Genomic DNA, 17,670 nt, shown 5'->3' on the forward strand with positions numbered 1-17,670 from the left:
TTCCATTCCAACCGTGATACCCGCCTTTAACAGCTCGCACCACCATCAGAACCAATCCGGTCAACAAGCTAAAATTCTTTTCGTCTCTCTCACCAAAACACCTTCGGTGTTGTAAGGTTAAGCCGCTCGGTTCATTAGTACTGGTCAGCTCAATGCATCGCTGCACTTACACACCCAGCCTATCCACGTCTTCGTCTTAAACGTTCCTTCCGTGACCTTAAAGTCAAGGGAAGACTCATCTCAAGGCAAGTTTCCCGCTTAGATGCTTTCAGCGGTTATCTCTGCCGCACTTAGCTACCGGGCTATGCCATTGGCATGACAACCCGTACACCAGCGGTGCGTCCACTCCGGTCCTCTCGTACTAGGAGCAGCCCCTTTCAATCTTCCAACGCCCACGGCAGATAGGGACCGAACTGTCTCACGACGTTCTAAACCCAGCTCGCGTACCACTTTAAATGGCGAACAGCCATACCCTTGGGACCGACTTCAGCCCCAGGATGTGATGAGCCGACATCGAGGTGCCAAACACCGCCGTCGATATGAACTCTTGGGCGGTATCAGCCTGTTATCCCCGGAGTACCTTTTATCCGTTGAGCGATGGCCCTTCCATTCAGAACCACCGGATCACTAAGACCTACTTTCGTACCTGCTCGAGCTGTCACTCTCGCAGTCAAGCTGGCTTATGCCTTTGCACTAACCTCACGATGTCCGACCGTGATTAGCCAACCTTCGTGCTCCTCCGTTACGCTTTGGGAGGAGACCGCCCCAGTCAAACTACCCACCAGACACTGTCCCCGTTCCGGATCACGGAACTGGGTGAGAACATCGAACATTCAAGGGTGGTATTTCAAGGATGGCTCCATGCAGACTGGCGTCCACACTTCCTGGCCTCCCACCTATCCTACACATCAAGGCTCCATGTTCAGTGTCAAGCTATAGTAAAGGTTCACGGGGTCTTTCCGTCTTGCCGCGGGTACACTGCATCTTCACAGCGAGTTCAATTTCACTGAGTCTCGGGTGGAGACAGCCTGGCCATCATTACGCCATTCGTGCAGGTCGGAACTTACCCGACAAGGAATTTCGCTACCTTAGGACCGTTATAGTTACGGCCGCCGTTTACTGGGGCTTCTATCAAGAGCGTCGCGCTTACGTGCTAACCCCATCAATTAACCTTCCAGCACCGGGCAGGCGTCACACCGTATACGTCCACTTTCGTGTTTGCACAGTGCTGTGTTTTTAATAAACAGTTGCAGCCAGCTGGTCTCTGCGACTGGCTTCGGCTCCGGATGTTTCTTCCTTCACCTGCTGCCAGCGTGCCTTCTCCCGAAGTTACGGCACCATTTTGCCTAGTTCCTTCACCCGAGTTCTCTCAAGCGCCTGAGTATTCTCTACCTGACCACCTGTGTCGGTTTGGGGTACGATTCAATGTCACCTGATGCTTAGAGGCTTTTCCTGGAAGCCGGGCATCAACCACTTCACCGCCGTAGCGGTTCGTCATCACGCCTCAGTGTTACAGCAGAACGGATTTGCCTGTCCTGCCCACCTGCACGCTTAAACCGGGACAACCGTCGCCCGGATGGCCTAGCCTTCTCCGTCCCCCCTTCGCAGTCACATTCAGTACAGGAATATTAACCTGTTTCCCATCGACTACGCTTTTCAGCCTCGCCTTAGGGGTCGACTCACCCTGCCCCGATTAACGTTGGACAGGAACCCTTGGTCTTCCGGCGAGCGGGTTTTTCACCCGCTTTATCGTTACTTATGTCAGCATTCGCACTTCTGATACCTCCAGCGCGCTTCACAGCACACCTTCGACGGCTTACAGAACGCTCCCCTACCCAACGACACCTTAGTGTCGCTGCCGCAGCTTCGGTGCATGGTTTAGCCCCGTTACATCTTCCGCGCAGGCCGACTCGACCAGTGAGCTATTACGCTTTCTTTAAATGATGGCTGCTTCTAAGCCAACATCCTGGCTGTCTGAGCCTTCCCACCTCGTTTCCCACTTAACCATGACTTTGGGACCTTAGCTGGCGGTCTGGGTTGTTTCCCTCTTCACGACGGACGTTAGCACCCGCCGTGTGTCTCCCGTGATACCATTCTTCGGTATTCGCAGTTTGCATCGGGTTGGTAAGCCGGGATGGCCCCCTAGCCGAAACAGTGCTCTACCCCCGAAGATGAATTCACGAGGCGCTACCTAAATAGCTTTCGGGGAGAACCAGCTATCTCCCGGTTTGATTGGCCTTTCACCCCCAGCCACAAGTCATCCGCTAATTTTTCAACATTAGTCGGTTCGGTCCTCCAGTTAGTGTTACCCAACCTTCAACCTGCCCATGGCTAGATCACCGGGTTTCGGGTCTATACCCTGCAACTCATGCGCCCAGTTAAGACTCGGTTTCCCTGCGGCTCCCCTAAACGGTTAACCTTGCTACAGAATATAAGTCGCTGACCCATTATACAAAAGGTACGCAGTCACCCCCATAAATGAAGGCTCCCACTGCTTGTACGTACACGGTTTCAGGTTCTGTTTCACTCCCCTCGCCGGGGTTCTTTTCGCCTTTCCCTCACGGTACTGGTTCACTATCGGTCAGTCAGGAGTATTTAGCCTTGGAGGATGGTCCCCCCATATTCAGACAGGATACCACGTGTCCCGCCCTACTCGTTGAGCTCACAGTGAAGAGGGTTTAGTGTACGGGACTTTCACCCTTTACTGTGCGACTTTCCAGACGCTTCCACTCACCCCTTCACTGATGCAGACTCTGGGCTGCTCCCCGTTCGCTCGCCGCTACTGGGGGAATCTCGGTTGATTTCTTTTCCTCGGGGTACTGAGATGTTTCAGTTCCCCCGGTTCGCCTCGCTTGACTATGAATTCATCAAGCGATAGTGCAACGGATTGCACTGGGTTTCCCCATTCGGACATCGCCGGTTATTACGCTTCATATCAGCTTACCGACGCTTTTCGCAGATTAGCACGTCCTTCATCGCCTCTGACTGCCTAGGCATCCACCGTGTACGCTTAGTCGCTTAACCTCACAACCCGAAACTGTCTCGGCTTGCGGATTGTTGAGAGACTCATCAATAACCCCTCGGGGAGGTTATTGACTGTATTCAATTTTCAGCTTGTTCCAGATTGTTAAAGAGCTTTTATCGGTAAGCCGACTTCATCACAAATCCGCTTAACGATAACACGACAACGGCTTTCACCCGTCATCACCGCAAGTGGCGTCCCCTAGGGGATTCGAACCCCTGTTACCGCCGTGAAAGGGCGGTGTCCTAGGCCTCTAGACGAAGGGGACACAATGGCCGGCTTCGCAGACGCGTCTTGCTCTACTTTTATCAGACAATCTGTGTGAGCACTGCACTCAACTGCATCTCAGGTAAGGAGGTGATCCAACCGCAGGTTCCCCTACGGTTACCTTGTTACGACTTCACCCCAGTCATGAATCACAAAGTGGTCAGCGCCCTCCCTTAGGTTAAGCTACCGACTTCTTTTGCAACCCACTCCCATGGTGTGACGGGCGGTGTGTACAAGGCCCGGGAACGTATTCACCGTAGCATTCTGATCTACGATTACTAGCGATTCCGACTTCATGGAGTCGAGTTGCAGACTCCAATCCGGACTACGACAGACTTTATGTGTTCCGCTCACTCTCGCAAGCTCGCTTCACTTTGTATCCGCCATTGTAGCACGTGTGTAGCCCTACTCGTAAGGGCCATGATGACTTGACGTCATCCCCACCTTCCTCCGGTTTATCACCGGCAGTCTCCTTTGAGTTCCCGCCATCACGCGCTGGCAACAAAGGATAAGGGTTGCGCTCGTTGCGGGACTTAACCCAACATTTCACAACACGAGCTGACGACAGCCATGCAGCACCTGTCTCTCAGTTCCCTAAGGCACTTCGCTGTCTCCAGCAAATTCTGAGGATGTCAAGAGTAGGTAAGGTTCTTCGCGTTGCATCGAATTAAACCACATGCTCCACCGCTTGTGCGGGCCCCCGTCAATTCATTTGAGTTTTAACCTTGCGGCCGTACTCCCCAGGCGGTCGATTTAACGCGTTAGCTCCGGAAGCCACTCCTCTAGGGAACAACCTCCAAATCGACATCGTTTACAGCGTGGACTACCAGGGTATCTAATCCTGTTTGCTCCCCACGCTTTCGCACCTGAGCGTCAGTCTTCGTCCAGGGGGCCGCCTTCGCCACCGGTATTCCTCCACATCTCTACGCATTTCACCGCTACACATGGAATTCTACCCCCCTCTACGAGACTCCAGTCAACCAGTCTTAGATGCCGTTCCCAGGTTAAGCCCGGGGATTTCACATCTAACTTAATTGACCGCCTGCGTGCGCTTTACGCCCAGTCATTCCGATTAACGCTTGCACCCTCCGTATTACCGCGGCTGCTGGCACGGAGTTAGCCGGTGCTTCTTCTGCGGGTAACGTCAAAATACAACCCTGTTCAGGTTATACCCTTCCTCCCCGCTGAAAGTACTTTACAACCCGAAGGCCTTCTTCATACACGCGGCATGGCTGCATCAGGCTTGCGCCCATTGTGCAATATTCCCCACTGCTGCCTCCCGTAGGAGTCTGGGCCGTGTCTCAGTCCCAGTGTGGCTGGTCATCCTCTCAGACCAGCTAGGGATCGTCGCCTCGGTAGGCCATTACCCTACCGACTAGCTAATCCCATCTGGGTTCATCCGTGGGCGTGAGGCCTTTTCAGGTCCCCCACTTTGGTCTCGCGACATTATGCGGTATTAGCCACCGTTTCCAGTGGTTATCCCCCGCCCTCGGGCAGATCCCCAGACATTACTCACCCGTCCGCCGCTCGTCAGCGAAAGTGCACGCACTTTCCTGTTACCGCCCGACTTGCATGTGTTAGGCCTGCCGCCAGCGTTCAATCTGAGCCATGATCAAACTCTTCTATTAAAAGCTTGATGCTCAAAGAAACTGACTGTTCATTCGTAATGAATTCACTGTTGTTCACTCTTCAAGACTTTAAAACGTATTTTTTTGTGATACGGTCTTGTGAGTGCCCACACAGATTGTCTGATTAATTGTTAAAGAGCAGGCTGAAATAAAAATTGATATTCTCGTTCAGCCGGGCTGCGTATATTACGCTTTTCGCCCGCAGAGTCAAGCGCTTATTCACTTTACTCTGCCTGGCCTCACACGTTTTGTCAGCGTTGTGTCGGTCAGTGGTGGCGCATTATAGGGAGTTCTTCGGCGCTGGCAAGCGTTTATTTAAAAAAAGCTAACGACTGCTGCTTATTACGCCAAATTTGACTTAATTTATCAATTTGTCCAGTTTTGAGAATCCATATTTCTGCAAAACAGAGATTAATTCATCAGTCTCAGCATCCATTTTCATACAATAAGCAAGGCTATCTGCCGAAGTACAAACAAGATTCTCCTGATGTTTAACCAACCAAGCTGTTCTTCGGGCAATAGCGGCACCGGAATCAATTAAGCGTGTACCATCAGGCAGTACCTGGACTAATTCTTCTGCCAATAGTGGAAAATGAGTACAACCCAATACCACCGTATCAGGTGGTTCTTTCATTCTGAGCCAAGGTTTCAGTATCTTTTTTAAAGTGTCGGAAGATACCTTACCACCATGCAATTTAGCTTCAGCTAATTCTACCAACTCAGCAGAACCTATGGATTCAATTCTGCAATCTATCGCAAATCTTTCAATAAGTTCTTTTGTATAGGATCGGTTAACTGTTGCTCTCGTCGCCAGTAGCCCAACAATGCCATTACGAGTTAACTTCGCGGCTGGCTTTATCGCTGGAACCACACCAACCACCGGGAAATGGAATCGTTCGCGCAAAGCTGGCAAACTGACGGTACTTGCGGTGTTACATGCAATAACGACTATTGCCAGAGAGTGTTTTTGCTGAACGGAATCAACAATTTTAACGACTCGTTCAATAATAAATTCTTCCGATTTTTCACCATAAGGGAATGCTTCATTATCAAATACGTATATATAGTGGAGATCCGGCAACAATTGCCGGATCTCTTGGTAAACGGATAAGCCACCGACACCAGAATCAAAAACTAAAACGGTCGGGCGGACAGGTTTATTCAAATCAGAAGTTATAGCTCCCAGTGAGATTGTATTCACGTCCTGGAGTGCGATAGCCATAAACTGTCTCGTAATCTTTATCAAGCAGGTTGGCTATTCTACCACGAATTGTCAGTTGAACAGTGACCGGATATGAAACCGTTAAATCCCAGAAACTGACTCCACCTAATTTCACACGCTTAGCAGGGAATGTATTGAAATCAGAATCATAACGCTGTCCAAGATATTGATAGGTTAATCCCCAATCAAAATCATATAGCTGCCAATCAAGCTGATATTTCACTTGCTGCTTCGCACGGCGAGCTAAAATCTCATTCGTTTCACCGTTACGTGGATCGATATATTGCAATGTCAATTGATGCTGGAATATTCCGGTATCTATTGAACCCGTCAATTCAACACCTTTAATTTTTGCTTTGCCAATATTATGGTAGCGACTATTTGTATAATCGATCAATTGTTCAATGTCATTACGATATACAGAAAGACGCCAATTCAACGAACCAGTTACACCTTCTATACCACCTTCCCATTGTTTACTTTCTTCAGGCTTCAAATCTCGATTACCTCCCCAAGAACCATACATCTGGCTAAGAGTTGGCGCTTTAAATGCCGTGCCATAAGAAGCAATCAAACGATAATTCTCAATAAACTCCCAGCCTGCACTGGCTTGCCATGTAGTATTCCAGCCAGCTTCTGAATGTTTATCCAACCGAATCGCACCTTCCAGAATAAAATCATTTAATTGCTGCTGTGCTGTCAGATATGTCCCTGTATTACGTACTGTTTCACTCGTTGGTATATAACTTGTTCCAGCGTCAATGGACTGTTTTTGGAAGTCAACACCAGTACTTACCATTCCCTGATATAGCTGAAAGGTATTTCCCCATTGCAAGTTATATTGTTCAGAATCACCAAGAGTCGCGGATTTGTCATAGCGTCCATACTTAGGATCAAAGTTGTAGTCTTTTATATGACTATAACTTGTGATTAATTGGGACGAGTAAACCCCTTGGTTAAATTGGATCCCTGCGTCATAGTGACGGCTATAAAGTTCACGGGTATCTGGCCTGGCATATGGATAACTCCAGTTAATATCCGCATCATAAGATGTTCTATTGTCATAGCCATAAGCACGGGCAAACCCACTGAATTGCTCATTAAATTTCTGATCAACCCCCAACCAGAGCATTTTACTCATAAAACCATCACGGTCAGGTTGCCTGAAACCACCGGTATTACCCGCAGAAACCACATCAAATCCTTTAGTATAAGTATAGCTGGCTGCTGCTGTCAGTAAGGTGTTTTCAGCTAATCTTTGCTGGGTTGCGCCATCATAAATCTGGTAACCGTGTGAACCGATACCTACGTTTATACTGGTTCCCTGTTTCTCTCTGGTCGTTATGATATTGATAACACCGCCAATCGCATCAGAACCATAAACCGCAGAACGTGGCCCACGGATATATTCAATTTTCTGAATCAACGATACAGGTATTTGGCTTAAATCAGAGGAGCCACTGATACCAGCTTGATTCAGACGTATTCCATCCATCAACACCAATACATGACTAGAGTTAGTACCACGGATAAACAGAGAACTTAACTGCCCAATGCCACCATGCAGCGCAATATCAACACCAGGCAAGCGGCGTAAAATATCGGCTACGCTATTTGACTGCCAACGCTCAATTTCATCTCGCGTTACAACGGTATGAGGAGCCAGTATGCTTGAAACAGGCTGTTTAAATCGACTTGCCGTAACAACCAATGAATCCTGCTGTTCTTCCGCAACAGCAACAGAATTCCAACCAGAAATCACTGCAACTGAAATTGCGGATAATAAAAACCGGTTTTTATTTATCATATAGAGAAAACATCCAACAATGATTGTTAGAAGGCCAAACCTCCATGCTACGATGAAAGATCAGACCTGTTTAGAATATAAGCATAGACAGGATTATGAATGAGTAATAAGAAAACTGGACATCCTTTGCTCTTTCCCTACAATTTCGCACGAAAATTTTTCTTACTACAGATATAAGAGAACAAACATAATGCAAAATCCCCTGCCAACGGAAAGCTATGAGCAACAACTTGCAGAGAAAGTAAGCCGCTTAAAAAGCATGATGGCACCTTTCCAAACTCCAGAGCCAGAGGTTTTCCGTTCACCGGTATCTCATTACAGAATGCGGGCAGAATTCCGAATCTGGCATGAGCAGGATGATTTGTACCATATTATGTTTGATCAACAGACAAAACAGCGTATTCGCATTGTACAATTTCCTGTCGCCAGTAAATTAATCAACAACATGATGGCAGTGTTAATTGACGCCATTAAATCCGAACATATCCTGCGCCATAAGCTATTTCAGATTGATTATCTGTCCACTCGCAGTAATAAAATCCTTGTTTCTCTGCTTTATCACAAAAAGTTGGGTGATGAATGGACACAACAGGCGTTAAAACTGCGTGAAGAGTTAAGAAATAAAGGGTTTGACGTTGAACTGATTGGCAGGGCAGCTAAAACTAAAATCGTATTGGGCCATGATTATATTGATGAAGTTTTATCTATTGCGGGCCGGAACATGATCTATCGTCAGGTGGAAAACAGTTTTACCCAGCCAAATGCCAACGTCAATACTCACATGCTCGAATGGGCGATTGATATTACCAAAGGTTCACAAGGCGATTTACTTGAGCTTTATTGCGGAAATGGCAACTTCTCTCTGGCGTTAGCTCAAAATTTTGAACGAGTATTGGCGACAGAAATTGCCAAGCCATCCGTTTCTGCTGCTCAATACAATATCGCAGCCAATAATATTGATAATGTGCAAATTATTCGAATGTCGGCAGAGGAATTTACTCAAGCAATGAATGGCGAACGCGAATTTAATCGCCTTCAGGGAATCGATTTGAAAGGCTATCAATGTGAAACTATTTTTGTTGATCCACCACGTAGCGGCCTTGATGAAAAAACGGTTGAGATGGTCCAGGCATATCCGCGGGTTCTTTATATTTCCTGCAACCCGGAAACCCTTTGCTATAATCTGGAAACATTAACCCAAACGCATAAAATCAGCCGTCTGGCTCTGTTTGATCAGTTCCCTTATACACACCATATGGAATGCGGCGTACTTCTGGAAAAATTAAACTGATACTTAACCAGCATACAAAACAAAAACGCCGCAGATAGTTATCTCTCCGGCGTTTTTCATCAATTAATGGCTGTTTTCTGCAATTGCCTGGTTTTTACGGACTTTTATTTTTCTGTAAATCCAGAACACCAATATAGTCCCTATTACTGCGGGGAGGAAATTAGAACCAATTTCAGGGTATTCCACCCTGATAATCGCACTATAACTAAATAGTCCCAAGAGGAAGCAAGCGACAACCAGCTTAGGCACCCCATCAGGCATTGAGTGATTCAAATAGCGCTGATGGAGACAATAAATTGATAACACTAGTGCTATCAGTGGGAAAACTGAAAAAGAAACAACTGAGCTAAAAACTGCTGAAAACGTTCCATTAGTTGCTAATCCGACAATAAAAGCGAGTAACAATGTACTTTTGTCCTGGCGGTATTGTTCCATCATTTCGTTCTCCTTCTTCATAGTTATTTAAGTTTAGGGTCCGGTGGATTTATTTCTCTGCGATACCAATAATATGCACCTTTAGCAATCATCCGTAGTTGCAAGACTAAACGTTCTTCCAAACGCTGTCTTTTCTCCAAATCAATATCCAATGCTTCTGCACCTGCACTGAATACTATTGTTACCATTGCTTCTGCCTGTACTTCAGTAAAATGTCTCGGCATATGGCTTTCCTGCTCTAAATAGTCTGCCAACTCAGCAATAAAATGTTGGATTTCCCGTGCGACAGCGGCACGGAATTCAGCAGAGGTACCTGAGCGTTCACGTAATAATAAGCGGAATGCATTTGGATTATTACCAATAAATTCCATAAAAGTTGAGACAGATGTGCGGATGACACTGCCACCTTTAGCAATACGTTGCCGGGCTTGTCTCATTAACTGACGTAGCATCAAGCCACTCTCATCCACCATAGTTAACCCTAATTCATCAACATCACGGAAATGGCGATAAAATGAAGTTGGTGCAATGCCTGCTTCACGAGCCACCTCACGCAAGCTCAGGCTGGTAAAACTCCGTTCAGCACTCAGTTGACTGAATGCCGCCTCAATCAGTGAACGGCGGGTTCTTTCTTTCTGTTTCGCTCTGACGCCAGTAATGTTACTCACACGAATCCTGATATCTCTGTCTGAATATAGTGAAGAAATATACCAAATTTTATAATCATGCTCTTATCATGTCACTGATACGGATTTGTTTCATCATTAAACTGTGACATAAAATCCTGATGACGATTGGGTTATTAACTCAACCAATGTTAATATGGCGTTGTAATTTTGTGTAAAAACAGGTCTTTCCTCTATGCAACATATTCATTTTGACGCCATTGTCATTGGCTCCGGCCCCGGTGGAGAAGGAGCAGCAATGGGATTGGTGAAACAGGGTAAAAGCGTTGCCGTTATCGAACGCTATAACAACGTCGGCGGTGGTTGTACTCACTGGGGTACTATCCCGTCCAAAGCCCTCCGCCACGCAGTCAGTCGTATTATCGAATTTAACCAAAACCCGCTGTACAGTGATAATTCACGCATTCTTCGTTCTTCATTTGCTGAAATCTTACGCCGCGCTGAAATCGTCATTAATCAGCAAACTAAAATGCGCCAGGGATTTTATGAACGCAATGGATGTCGTATGTTTTCCGGGGAAGCAACATTTATTGATGACCACCGGGTAAGTGTGCGCTATGCCGATGATAACTACGATATCTTAAGCGCAGATAAGATTATTATCGCGACCGGCTCCCGCCCATATTGTCCACCAGATGTTGATTTCACCCATTCCCGTATTTATAACAGCGATTCCATTCTGAAATTGGATCACGAACCACGGCATGTGATTATTTATGGTGCTGGGGTGATTGGCTGTGAATATGCATCAATTTTCCGCGGATTAGGCGTGAAAGTTGATTTGATCAATACCCGTAACCACTTACTGGCTTTCCTTGATCAAGAGATGTCAGATGCACTTTCCTACCATTTTTGGAATAGTGGTGTCGTGATCCGCCACAATGAAGAATATTCTAAAATTGAAGGTGTTGATGATGGTGTTATCGTTCACCTCAAATCCGGTAAAAAAGTCAAAGCCGACTGTCTGCTTTTTGCTAACGGTCGAACAGGCAATACCGATACTCTTGGGCTGAAAAACATAGGGCTGGAAGCCGATGGCCGCGGGTTACTGAAAGTCAATAAGATCTATCAAACCAGCAACGAAAATATCTACGCCGTAGGAGATGTTATCGGTTATCCAAGCCTGGCATCCGCTGCTTATGATCAGGGCCGAATTGCCGCTCAAGCGATGACTAAAGGAAGCGCCGAAGTTCATCTCATTGAAGATATTCCAACCGGCATCTATACCATTCCTGAAATAAGCTCTGTGGGTAAAACCGAACAACAACTAACAGCAATGAAAGTGCCTTATGAAGTTGGGCGCGCGCAGTTTAAACATCTTGCACGCGCACAAATTGCCGGGATGAATGTCGGAAGCCTGAAAATACTGTTCCACAGGGAAACCAAAGAGATTCTTGGTATTCACTGTTTCGGGGAGCGTGCTGCTGAAATCATTCATATCGGCCAGGCGATTATGGAACAAAAAGGTGAAAGTAATACTATCGAATATTTCGTCAATACTACCTTCAACTATCCAACTATGGCTGAAGCCTATCGTGTCGCGGCTCTGAATGGCCTGAATAGGCTATTTTGATTGCCCATAATAAGCGCCCATTTTAGCGCTGATAACCTCTGCCAGTTGCTCATAGCGACCACGCAGAGGTGAACCAGGCCGATAAATCAAAATAACAGACCGCTTAGGTTCAGGATTACCACACCCCAGATAACAGACACCATCACGTTTTCTCTCCTGTGGAACTGCCAGATCAGGCAATAAAGTGATTCCACTCCCGGCAGCAACCATATTACGCAAGGTTTCCAAACTGGTTGCACGGAAATGTGTATCTTCCTTCGCTCCGGCTTGAAAACAGAAACCCATGGCCTGATCACGTAAGCAATGACCATCTTCCAGCATCAGCAGCTTCTCACCTACCAATTCATCCATCGCAATTTTTTCTCTATCTGCCCAGGGATGGTCATCATAGATTGCCAGTTTCATTGGCTCTTCAAACAACGGCACTTCGATGAAGGCTTCTGTCTCCTTAACCATCGCCAGAATCGCACAATCCAATTTGCCACTATCCAACTGGGCTAACAAACTTTGCGTCTGAGCTTCATGCAGATACATTTCCAACTTAGGAAACAAACTATGAAGTTCAGGAATAATATGAGGTAACAGATATGGGCCAATTGTTGGGATCAAACCAATATGCAGAGGGCCAGACATATTTTCCCCCTGAAGTGATGCCATCTCCTGTAGGATCCTAACCTCACGGAGAACCGTTCTGGCCTGTTCAACTAATAACATCCCTTGTTGCGTGAACAAAACCTTACGACTGGTGCGCTCCAACAGCATGACACCCAAATCATCCTCAAGCTTACGAATTTGCCCGCTTAACGTAGGCTGGCTGACGTGGCATGAATCGGCAGCATGGCGAAAGTGCCGATGCTCCGCAAGAGCCACAAGATATTCCAGATCGCGGATATTCATTCCCACCTCAACATATTTAATATAAATGATAGAAACTACCAATAGATAATTATATCAATGTGAGGAGAAGACTATCAGATAATCCTTAAAAACTTATATGTAAAGATCTCATTTATTTTACAGGGGATATTAATACCCCCTAACGATGACTCACTTAAGTTTTAATCTTTGTTTAGCATCAGCAATCGCTTTCATGACCTGTTTTCGCGATACACCACCTTTTGCAAGACGCTTATCCAAACAAGATTGCAGAGACAAAATATCGTATACATCTTTTGTCATTGTGCTGCTAAATTTCTGCAACTCTGCCAGTGACAGCGCTTCCAGCGCCTTACCTTGCGCAAGCGCCATAATCACGGTTTCCCCGACAATATGGTGAGCTTCACGGAATGGCACACCTTTTGCGACTAAATAATCAGCCAATTCAGTTGCGTTGGCATAACCCTGTTTAGCTGCTTCTTCACAACGTGAACGCCTGACTTGAATACCATCCAGTACCAACGCCGCCATATGCAAGCAATCGAGCCAAGTGTCCAGCGCATCGAACAACCCTTCTTTATCCTCCTGCATATCTTTATTATAGGCCAGAGGCAAACCTTTCAGGGTTATCATCATACCGGTCAATGCTCCCTGCACCCGACCACATTTCCCACGGATTAACTCCAGCGCATCCGGGTTTTTCTTCTGTGGCATCAGGGAAGAACCCGAAGTCACCCGATCTGACAGTTCAACAAAGCCCGCTTCACCACTGTTAAAGAAAATCAGGTCTTCAGCAAAACGGGAAAGGTGGATCATGCTGATACTCGCGTCAGACAGCAATTCCAGTACATAGTCACGATCTGAAACGCTATCCAGACTGTTACGAGTCGCGGAAGCGAAACCCAGCCATGACGCCAATTGCTCGCGGTCAATATCATAAGCGGTTCCGGCCAACGCACCGCACCCAAGCGGACTGGTATCCAGCCGTCTTAAAGTATCCTGTAACCGGCTTTCATCACGAGCCAACATTTCTACATAAGCCAGGCACCAATGAGCAAATGTAACAGGCTGTGCTCTTTGCAAATGGGTATAACCCGGCATAACCGCATCCTGATTATTCTCTGCGGTAATAACCAATGCCTGCTGTAATTCCACAATTGCCTGATGAATATAGGTAATATGCTCTTTACACCAAAGTTTGAGGTCTGTTGCCACCTGATCATTACGGCTACGACCTGTATGAAGCTTCTTACCCAGATCACCGACTTTGCTGATCAGTTGCCCTTCCACCCAACTATGAATATCTTCCGCATCACTTTGCTGGATGGCTTGTGGACTAGCTTGAACCTCACTCAGCAATTCATTTAATGCCATCTCCAGATTTTGTTGTTCCTCAGCCGTCAGCACACCAACAGTCACCAGCGCTTTCGACCATGCAACCGAACCTGTAATGTCCTGCTCCGCCAGTCGGTAATCAAAGCGAAGTGAATCATTAAATTGTTTGAACCGTTGATCTGCTTCCTGACTGAAACGCCCGCCCCAAAGTGCCATATTTTTATTCCTAATTATTTGATGCCTGAGTGAGTGATTGCCTTTTATAAGCCATCATTTCATGCATTAAGTGGAGATAATGAACCAGAAAAGCCAATCCAGGAACGGATTCACAATCTGGTCATTATCCCCGTTGCCACGAACGATGAAATTACTCTTTACTATTTAATGCCCGAATACGTGAAGAGAGAGAATACAGACGGATAAACCCTTCTGCATGGCTGTGATCGTAAACCTCATCTTCACCAAACGTTGCAAACGCTTCAGAATAAAGGCTGTTTGTCGATCTCTTCTGGATTGCTGTCACCTGGCCTTTATAGAGTTTCAGTACCACTTCACCACTGACATCCGCCGCCAACGTCTCAGCGGCTACCTGAATAGACTGACGCAGCGGCGCGAACCAACGTCCGTCATAAACGACATAGGACATTTCCAGCCCAAGTTGCTGGCGCCATTTAAAGCTATCGCGGTCCAGGACCAGTTGTTCGACACCACGCAATGCAACCATCATGATGGTTCCTCCCGGTGTTTCATAACAGCCACGGGATTTCATTCCCACCAGCCGGTTTTCCACGATATCAATCCGGCCAATACCATGTTTTGCCCCCAAAACATTCAACGCTTCAAGGCATTGATATGGCGACATCACCTTACCGTTAATCCCAACAACTTCGCCTTTCTCAATAGTGATGCTTACCCGTTCAGCTTCATCTGGCGCTTCCTCTGGTTCCACTGTCCACACCCAACAATCTTTATTAGATGCATCCCAGGTGCTTTCCAGCACGCCACCTTCTGTAGAGATGTGCCATGCATTCTCATCACGGCTGTAGATTTTCTCCAGTGTTGCCGTCGTTGGAATATCCCGTGCTTTCAGATAATCCAACAACGCTTCACGGGAACGTAAATCCCACTCTCTCCACGGAGCTACCACTTTCAGGTGGGGCGCTAATGCGGTATAGGTACTTTCAAACCGAACCTGATCGTTACCCTTACCTGTCGCGCCATGAGCAAGTGCATCTGCCCCCACTTTCAGTGCCAATTCAACCTGTGCTTTAGCAATAATTGGCCGCGCCATTGACGTTCCCAGCAAATAGCTGCCTTCATACAAGGCACCGGTTTTCAGTACCGGATAAACATAATCTTTAATGAATTCCTCACGCAGATCCACAACGTGACATTCTGATGCGCCAGAACGCAAAGCTTTTTGTTCCACGCCTTCCAGATCTTCACGGCTTTGCCCCACATCGGCGACAAATGCAACAACTTCACAGTTGTCATAATGCTCTTTCAGCCAAGGAATAATGGCAGAAGTATCCAGACCACCAGAATAAGCGAGAACTATTTTTTTAATATCTTTAGTATGCATGAAGTTACCCTTTGAAATTCCGTTGTTGTTCATTGCCGAAAATTAATCAAACTTGATTTAAGCCAGAATACGAGTACCGACGGGAACACCGTTAAATAGGGCCGTCAGTTGATCCGCATGACGCCAACTGGCGATATCTACCGGGCGACCTAATGTTTTAGCTGCATCCAAAGCTGCATTCACCTTCACAATCATGCCGTCAGTAATAATGCCCTGCACAATAAGTTGTTCAGCTTTCTGAGCGGTCATATCAGGGATCTTCTGCCCTTTACCATCCAAAATGCCGCTCACATCAGAGAGCAATACCAGATCAGCCCCCAAAGTTTGAGCTATCGCCGTTGCCGCCTGATCAGCATTCACATTCATCAGTTCCCCTTTATCAGTTACACCAATCGAACTAATAATGGGTATATAACCAGCATCCAGTAAAATTCTCAGCAACTTAGCATCGCCCGGCATTGCTTTCCCCACATGCCCCAACTCTTCACTCAGTTGGGAAACCGTGACAACATGACCATCTCCCAAATATAATCCAACTGATGCAAGCTGATACTTAGTCGCCCACGACAACAAAGTTTTATTCGCTATACCTGCCAATGCGCCGGTGATAATCCCTATCTGATCAACGGGTGTTACCCGTAATCCTTGCTCCTTCACTACTGGCAGTTGCAGCTTCTGCATCAGTTCATCTACCAGACAACCACCACCATGAACAATCACCAACTGGCGTTTATGTGTTTGCCGATATTCCTGTAATGCAGTAAACAAGCGTTCCAGTGCTTCTTCACTGTCCAATAACACGCCACCTAACTTTATGACTAAAGGTTCCATCTGCTTTACTCCCTCATGCCAATAATTAAAGTAATGCCTGGGTTTCTTCAAACCCAAAACGTATATTCATACACTGAACTGCCTGAGCCGCCGCGCCTTTCAAGAGATTATCCTCAGTACCGACAATAATCAGGTGATCACCCTGTACAACAAAACCAATATCACAGAACGGTAATCCAACAACCGATTTCAGAGCTGGCACCCCTTTGCTGTAGAGACGCACCAGAGGCTTATCTTTATATGCCTGTTGATAAGCTTCACTTATCTGTTCTACGATAATACCCGGCTGCAATTTACAGGTAATCGTAGCAAGAATACCCCGCGCAAAATTACCAAGATGCGGAGTGAAAATCACCCTAGTCCCCAGATGTTCCTCAATCTCTGGTTGGTGACGATGAGTAAATAATCCATAAGGTTGCAGGCTAACTTCACAGAAACTGTTAGTCATACTGGCTTTCCGACCTGCACCACTCACGCCACTGGTCGCATTAATCACCGGCCAGTGACCGGTATCCAGCAAACCCTTTTCCAATAGCGGCTTGAGAGCAAGTTGAGAAACCGTTGGATAACATCCCGGGACAGCAACCAGCTGAGCCTGTTTAATTTCGCCAGTCTGCCATTCGGCAAGTCCATATACAGCTTGTGCTAACCATTGAGTATGCTTATGTTTGAATCCGTAGTATTGTTGATAAATCTGAGCATTTTGTACGCGATAGGCACCGGACAGATCGAACACAACGCAACCTGCTGCCAGAAATACCGGCGCAATGTCATGACTGACCTCATGGGCAGTGGCAAGGAAAACCACATCAATCCCTTTAGCAGCATCAGTCACGTCAGTCAGCGGTTGCAGCGGTAGATCAACGATGCCTTTATACTGTGGATGTAAATCTGAGAAGCATTTATCTGCATCAACGCTCTGAGCAGAAACCATTAGCCTAATCAGATTTATATGTGGGTGACGATGCAGATATGCTGCCAGTTCTGCTCCGGTATAACCACTTGCACCAACAACCAGCGTATTCAACATGGGATATCTTTACCTTGTGCTCAGTATTTAAACGGGATAATGTATTTTTATTCAAAAAAAATGCATGAATATTGATACTATCATG

General features: G+C 46.6%; 11 protein-coding genes, 1 tRNA gene and 2 rRNA genes. 2 read left to right on the forward strand and 12 right to left on the reverse strand.

Translation table 11 applies throughout. The features are described 5' to 3' along the window. Positions 1-113: 113 nt before the first annotated feature. The 5 genes from ACUN2T_RS24730 to btuB all read right to left on the reverse strand — a co-directional run bounded on the left by ACUN2T_RS24730 (position 114) and on the right by btuB (position 7,946). A 23S ribosomal RNA gene (locus tag ACUN2T_RS24730) occupies positions 114-3,024 on the reverse strand. Positions 3,025-3,214: 190 nt separating this feature from the next. Beyond that, positions 3,215-3,290: transfer RNA gene (locus ACUN2T_RS24735), tRNA-Glu, on the reverse strand. 82 nt (positions 3,291-3,372) lie between these two features. After that, positions 3,373-4,917, reverse strand: a 16S ribosomal RNA gene (locus tag ACUN2T_RS24740). The 16S and 23S rRNA genes sit together here with 1 tRNA gene alongside, the layout of an rRNA operon. A 358-nt stretch (positions 4,918-5,275) precedes the next feature. After that, a complete protein-coding gene (gene murI, locus ACUN2T_RS24745; RefSeq protein WP_445495506.1) occupies positions 5,276-6,139 on the reverse strand; it encodes a glutamate racemase in 864 nt (287 codons plus the stop codon). Beyond that, positions 6,084-7,946 carry a TonB-dependent vitamin B12 receptor BtuB gene (gene btuB / locus ACUN2T_RS24750; RefSeq protein ID WP_445495507.1) on the reverse strand — a complete coding sequence of 621 codons (1,863 nt, stop codon included), beginning with the start codon at positions 7,944-7,946 and terminating at the stop codon, positions 6,084-6,086. The genes murI and btuB overlap by 56 nt, the downstream gene beginning before the upstream one ends. Positions 7,947-8,133: 187 nt before the next feature. Here btuB and trmA point away from each other — a divergent pair, with 187 nt between their 5' ends. Next, positions 8,134-9,237 carry a tRNA (uridine(54)-C5)-methyltransferase TrmA gene (trmA, locus tag ACUN2T_RS24755; protein ID WP_445497978.1) on the forward strand — a complete coding sequence of 368 codons (1,104 nt, stop codon included), beginning with the start codon at positions 8,134-8,136 and terminating at the stop codon, positions 9,235-9,237. 63 nt (positions 9,238-9,300) lie between these two features. On the opposite strand, the gene ACUN2T_RS24760 is transcribed toward trmA, so the two are convergent. Further along, complete coding sequence (locus ACUN2T_RS24760; protein ID WP_445497979.1) at positions 9,301-9,672, reverse strand: YijD family membrane protein; 372 nt, start codon at positions 9,670-9,672, stop codon at positions 9,301-9,303. Between the two features lie 23 nt (positions 9,673-9,695). Then, positions 9,696-10,340, reverse strand: coding sequence for an HTH-type transcriptional repressor FabR (gene fabR, locus ACUN2T_RS24765; RefSeq protein ID WP_036844941.1), 645 nt, complete (start codon positions 10,338-10,340; stop codon positions 9,696-9,698). Between the two features lie 193 nt (positions 10,341-10,533). Here fabR and sthA point away from each other — a divergent pair, with 193 nt between their 5' ends. Beyond that, entirely contained in the window at positions 10,534-11,931 is a 1,398-nt protein-coding gene (gene sthA / locus ACUN2T_RS24770; protein WP_445495508.1) for a Si-specific NAD(P)(+) transhydrogenase, read from the forward strand. On the opposite strand, the gene oxyR is transcribed toward sthA, so the two are convergent. The 5 genes from oxyR to argC form a co-directional block, all read right to left on the reverse strand. Further along, entirely contained in the window at positions 11,923-12,828 is a 906-nt protein-coding gene (oxyR, locus tag ACUN2T_RS24775) for a DNA-binding transcriptional regulator OxyR (protein ID WP_445495509.1), read from the reverse strand. The genes sthA and oxyR overlap by 9 nt on opposite strands. A gap of 150 nt (positions 12,829-12,978) precedes the next feature. Further along, positions 12,979-14,358: an argininosuccinate lyase gene (gene argH / locus ACUN2T_RS24780; protein ID WP_445495510.1), complete on the reverse strand. Its 1,380-nt coding sequence runs from the start codon at positions 14,356-14,358 to the stop codon at positions 12,979-12,981. 151 nt (positions 14,359-14,509) lie between these two features. Beyond that, positions 14,510-15,724, reverse strand: a complete 1,215-nt coding sequence (locus tag ACUN2T_RS24785) for an argininosuccinate synthase (protein ID WP_445495512.1) — start codon at positions 15,722-15,724, stop codon at positions 14,510-14,512. 57 nt (positions 15,725-15,781) lie between these two features. After that, a complete protein-coding gene (gene argB / locus ACUN2T_RS24790; RefSeq protein ID WP_445495513.1) occupies positions 15,782-16,555 on the reverse strand; it encodes an acetylglutamate kinase in 774 nt (257 codons plus the stop codon). Positions 16,556-16,580: 25 nt separating this feature from the next. Then, positions 16,581-17,585 carry an N-acetyl-gamma-glutamyl-phosphate reductase gene (argC, locus tag ACUN2T_RS24795; protein WP_445495514.1) on the reverse strand — a complete coding sequence of 335 codons (1,005 nt, stop codon included), beginning with the start codon at positions 17,583-17,585 and terminating at the stop codon, positions 16,581-16,583. Positions 17,586-17,670 lie beyond the last annotated feature (85 nt).

It is taken from the genome of Photorhabdus machadonis, from assembly GCF_052657765.1.

Excerpts from the sequence above, each read along its gene's own strand:
- murI (WP_445495506.1), bottom strand. The coding sequence starts at position 6,139 with ATGGCTATCGCACTCCAGGACGTGAATACAATCTCACTGGGAGCTATA.
- btuB (WP_445495507.1), bottom strand. The coding sequence starts at position 7,946 with ATGATAAATAAAAACCGGTTTTTATTATCCGCAATTTCAGTTGCAGTG.
- ACUN2T_RS24760 (WP_445497979.1), bottom strand. The coding sequence starts at position 9,672 with ATGGAACAATACCGCCAGGACAAAAGTACATTGTTACTCGCTTTTATT.
- sthA (WP_445495508.1), top strand. The coding sequence starts at position 10,534 with ATGCAACATATTCATTTTGACGCCATTGTCATTGGCTCCGGCCCCGGT.
- oxyR (WP_445495509.1), bottom strand. The coding sequence starts at position 12,828 with ATGAATATCCGCGATCTGGAATATCTTGTGGCTCTTGCGGAGCATCGG.
- argH (WP_445495510.1), bottom strand. The coding sequence starts at position 14,358 with ATGGCACTTTGGGGCGGGCGTTTCAGTCAGGAAGCAGATCAACGGTTC.
- ACUN2T_RS24785 (WP_445495512.1), bottom strand. The coding sequence starts at position 15,724 with ATGCATACTAAAGATATTAAAAAAATAGTTCTCGCTTATTCTGGTGGT.
- argB (WP_445495513.1), bottom strand. The coding sequence starts at position 16,555 with ATGGAACCTTTAGTCATAAAGTTAGGTGGCGTGTTATTGGACAGTGAA.
- argC (WP_445495514.1), bottom strand. The coding sequence starts at position 17,585 with ATGTTGAATACGCTGGTTGTTGGTGCAAGTGGTTATACCGGAGCAGAA.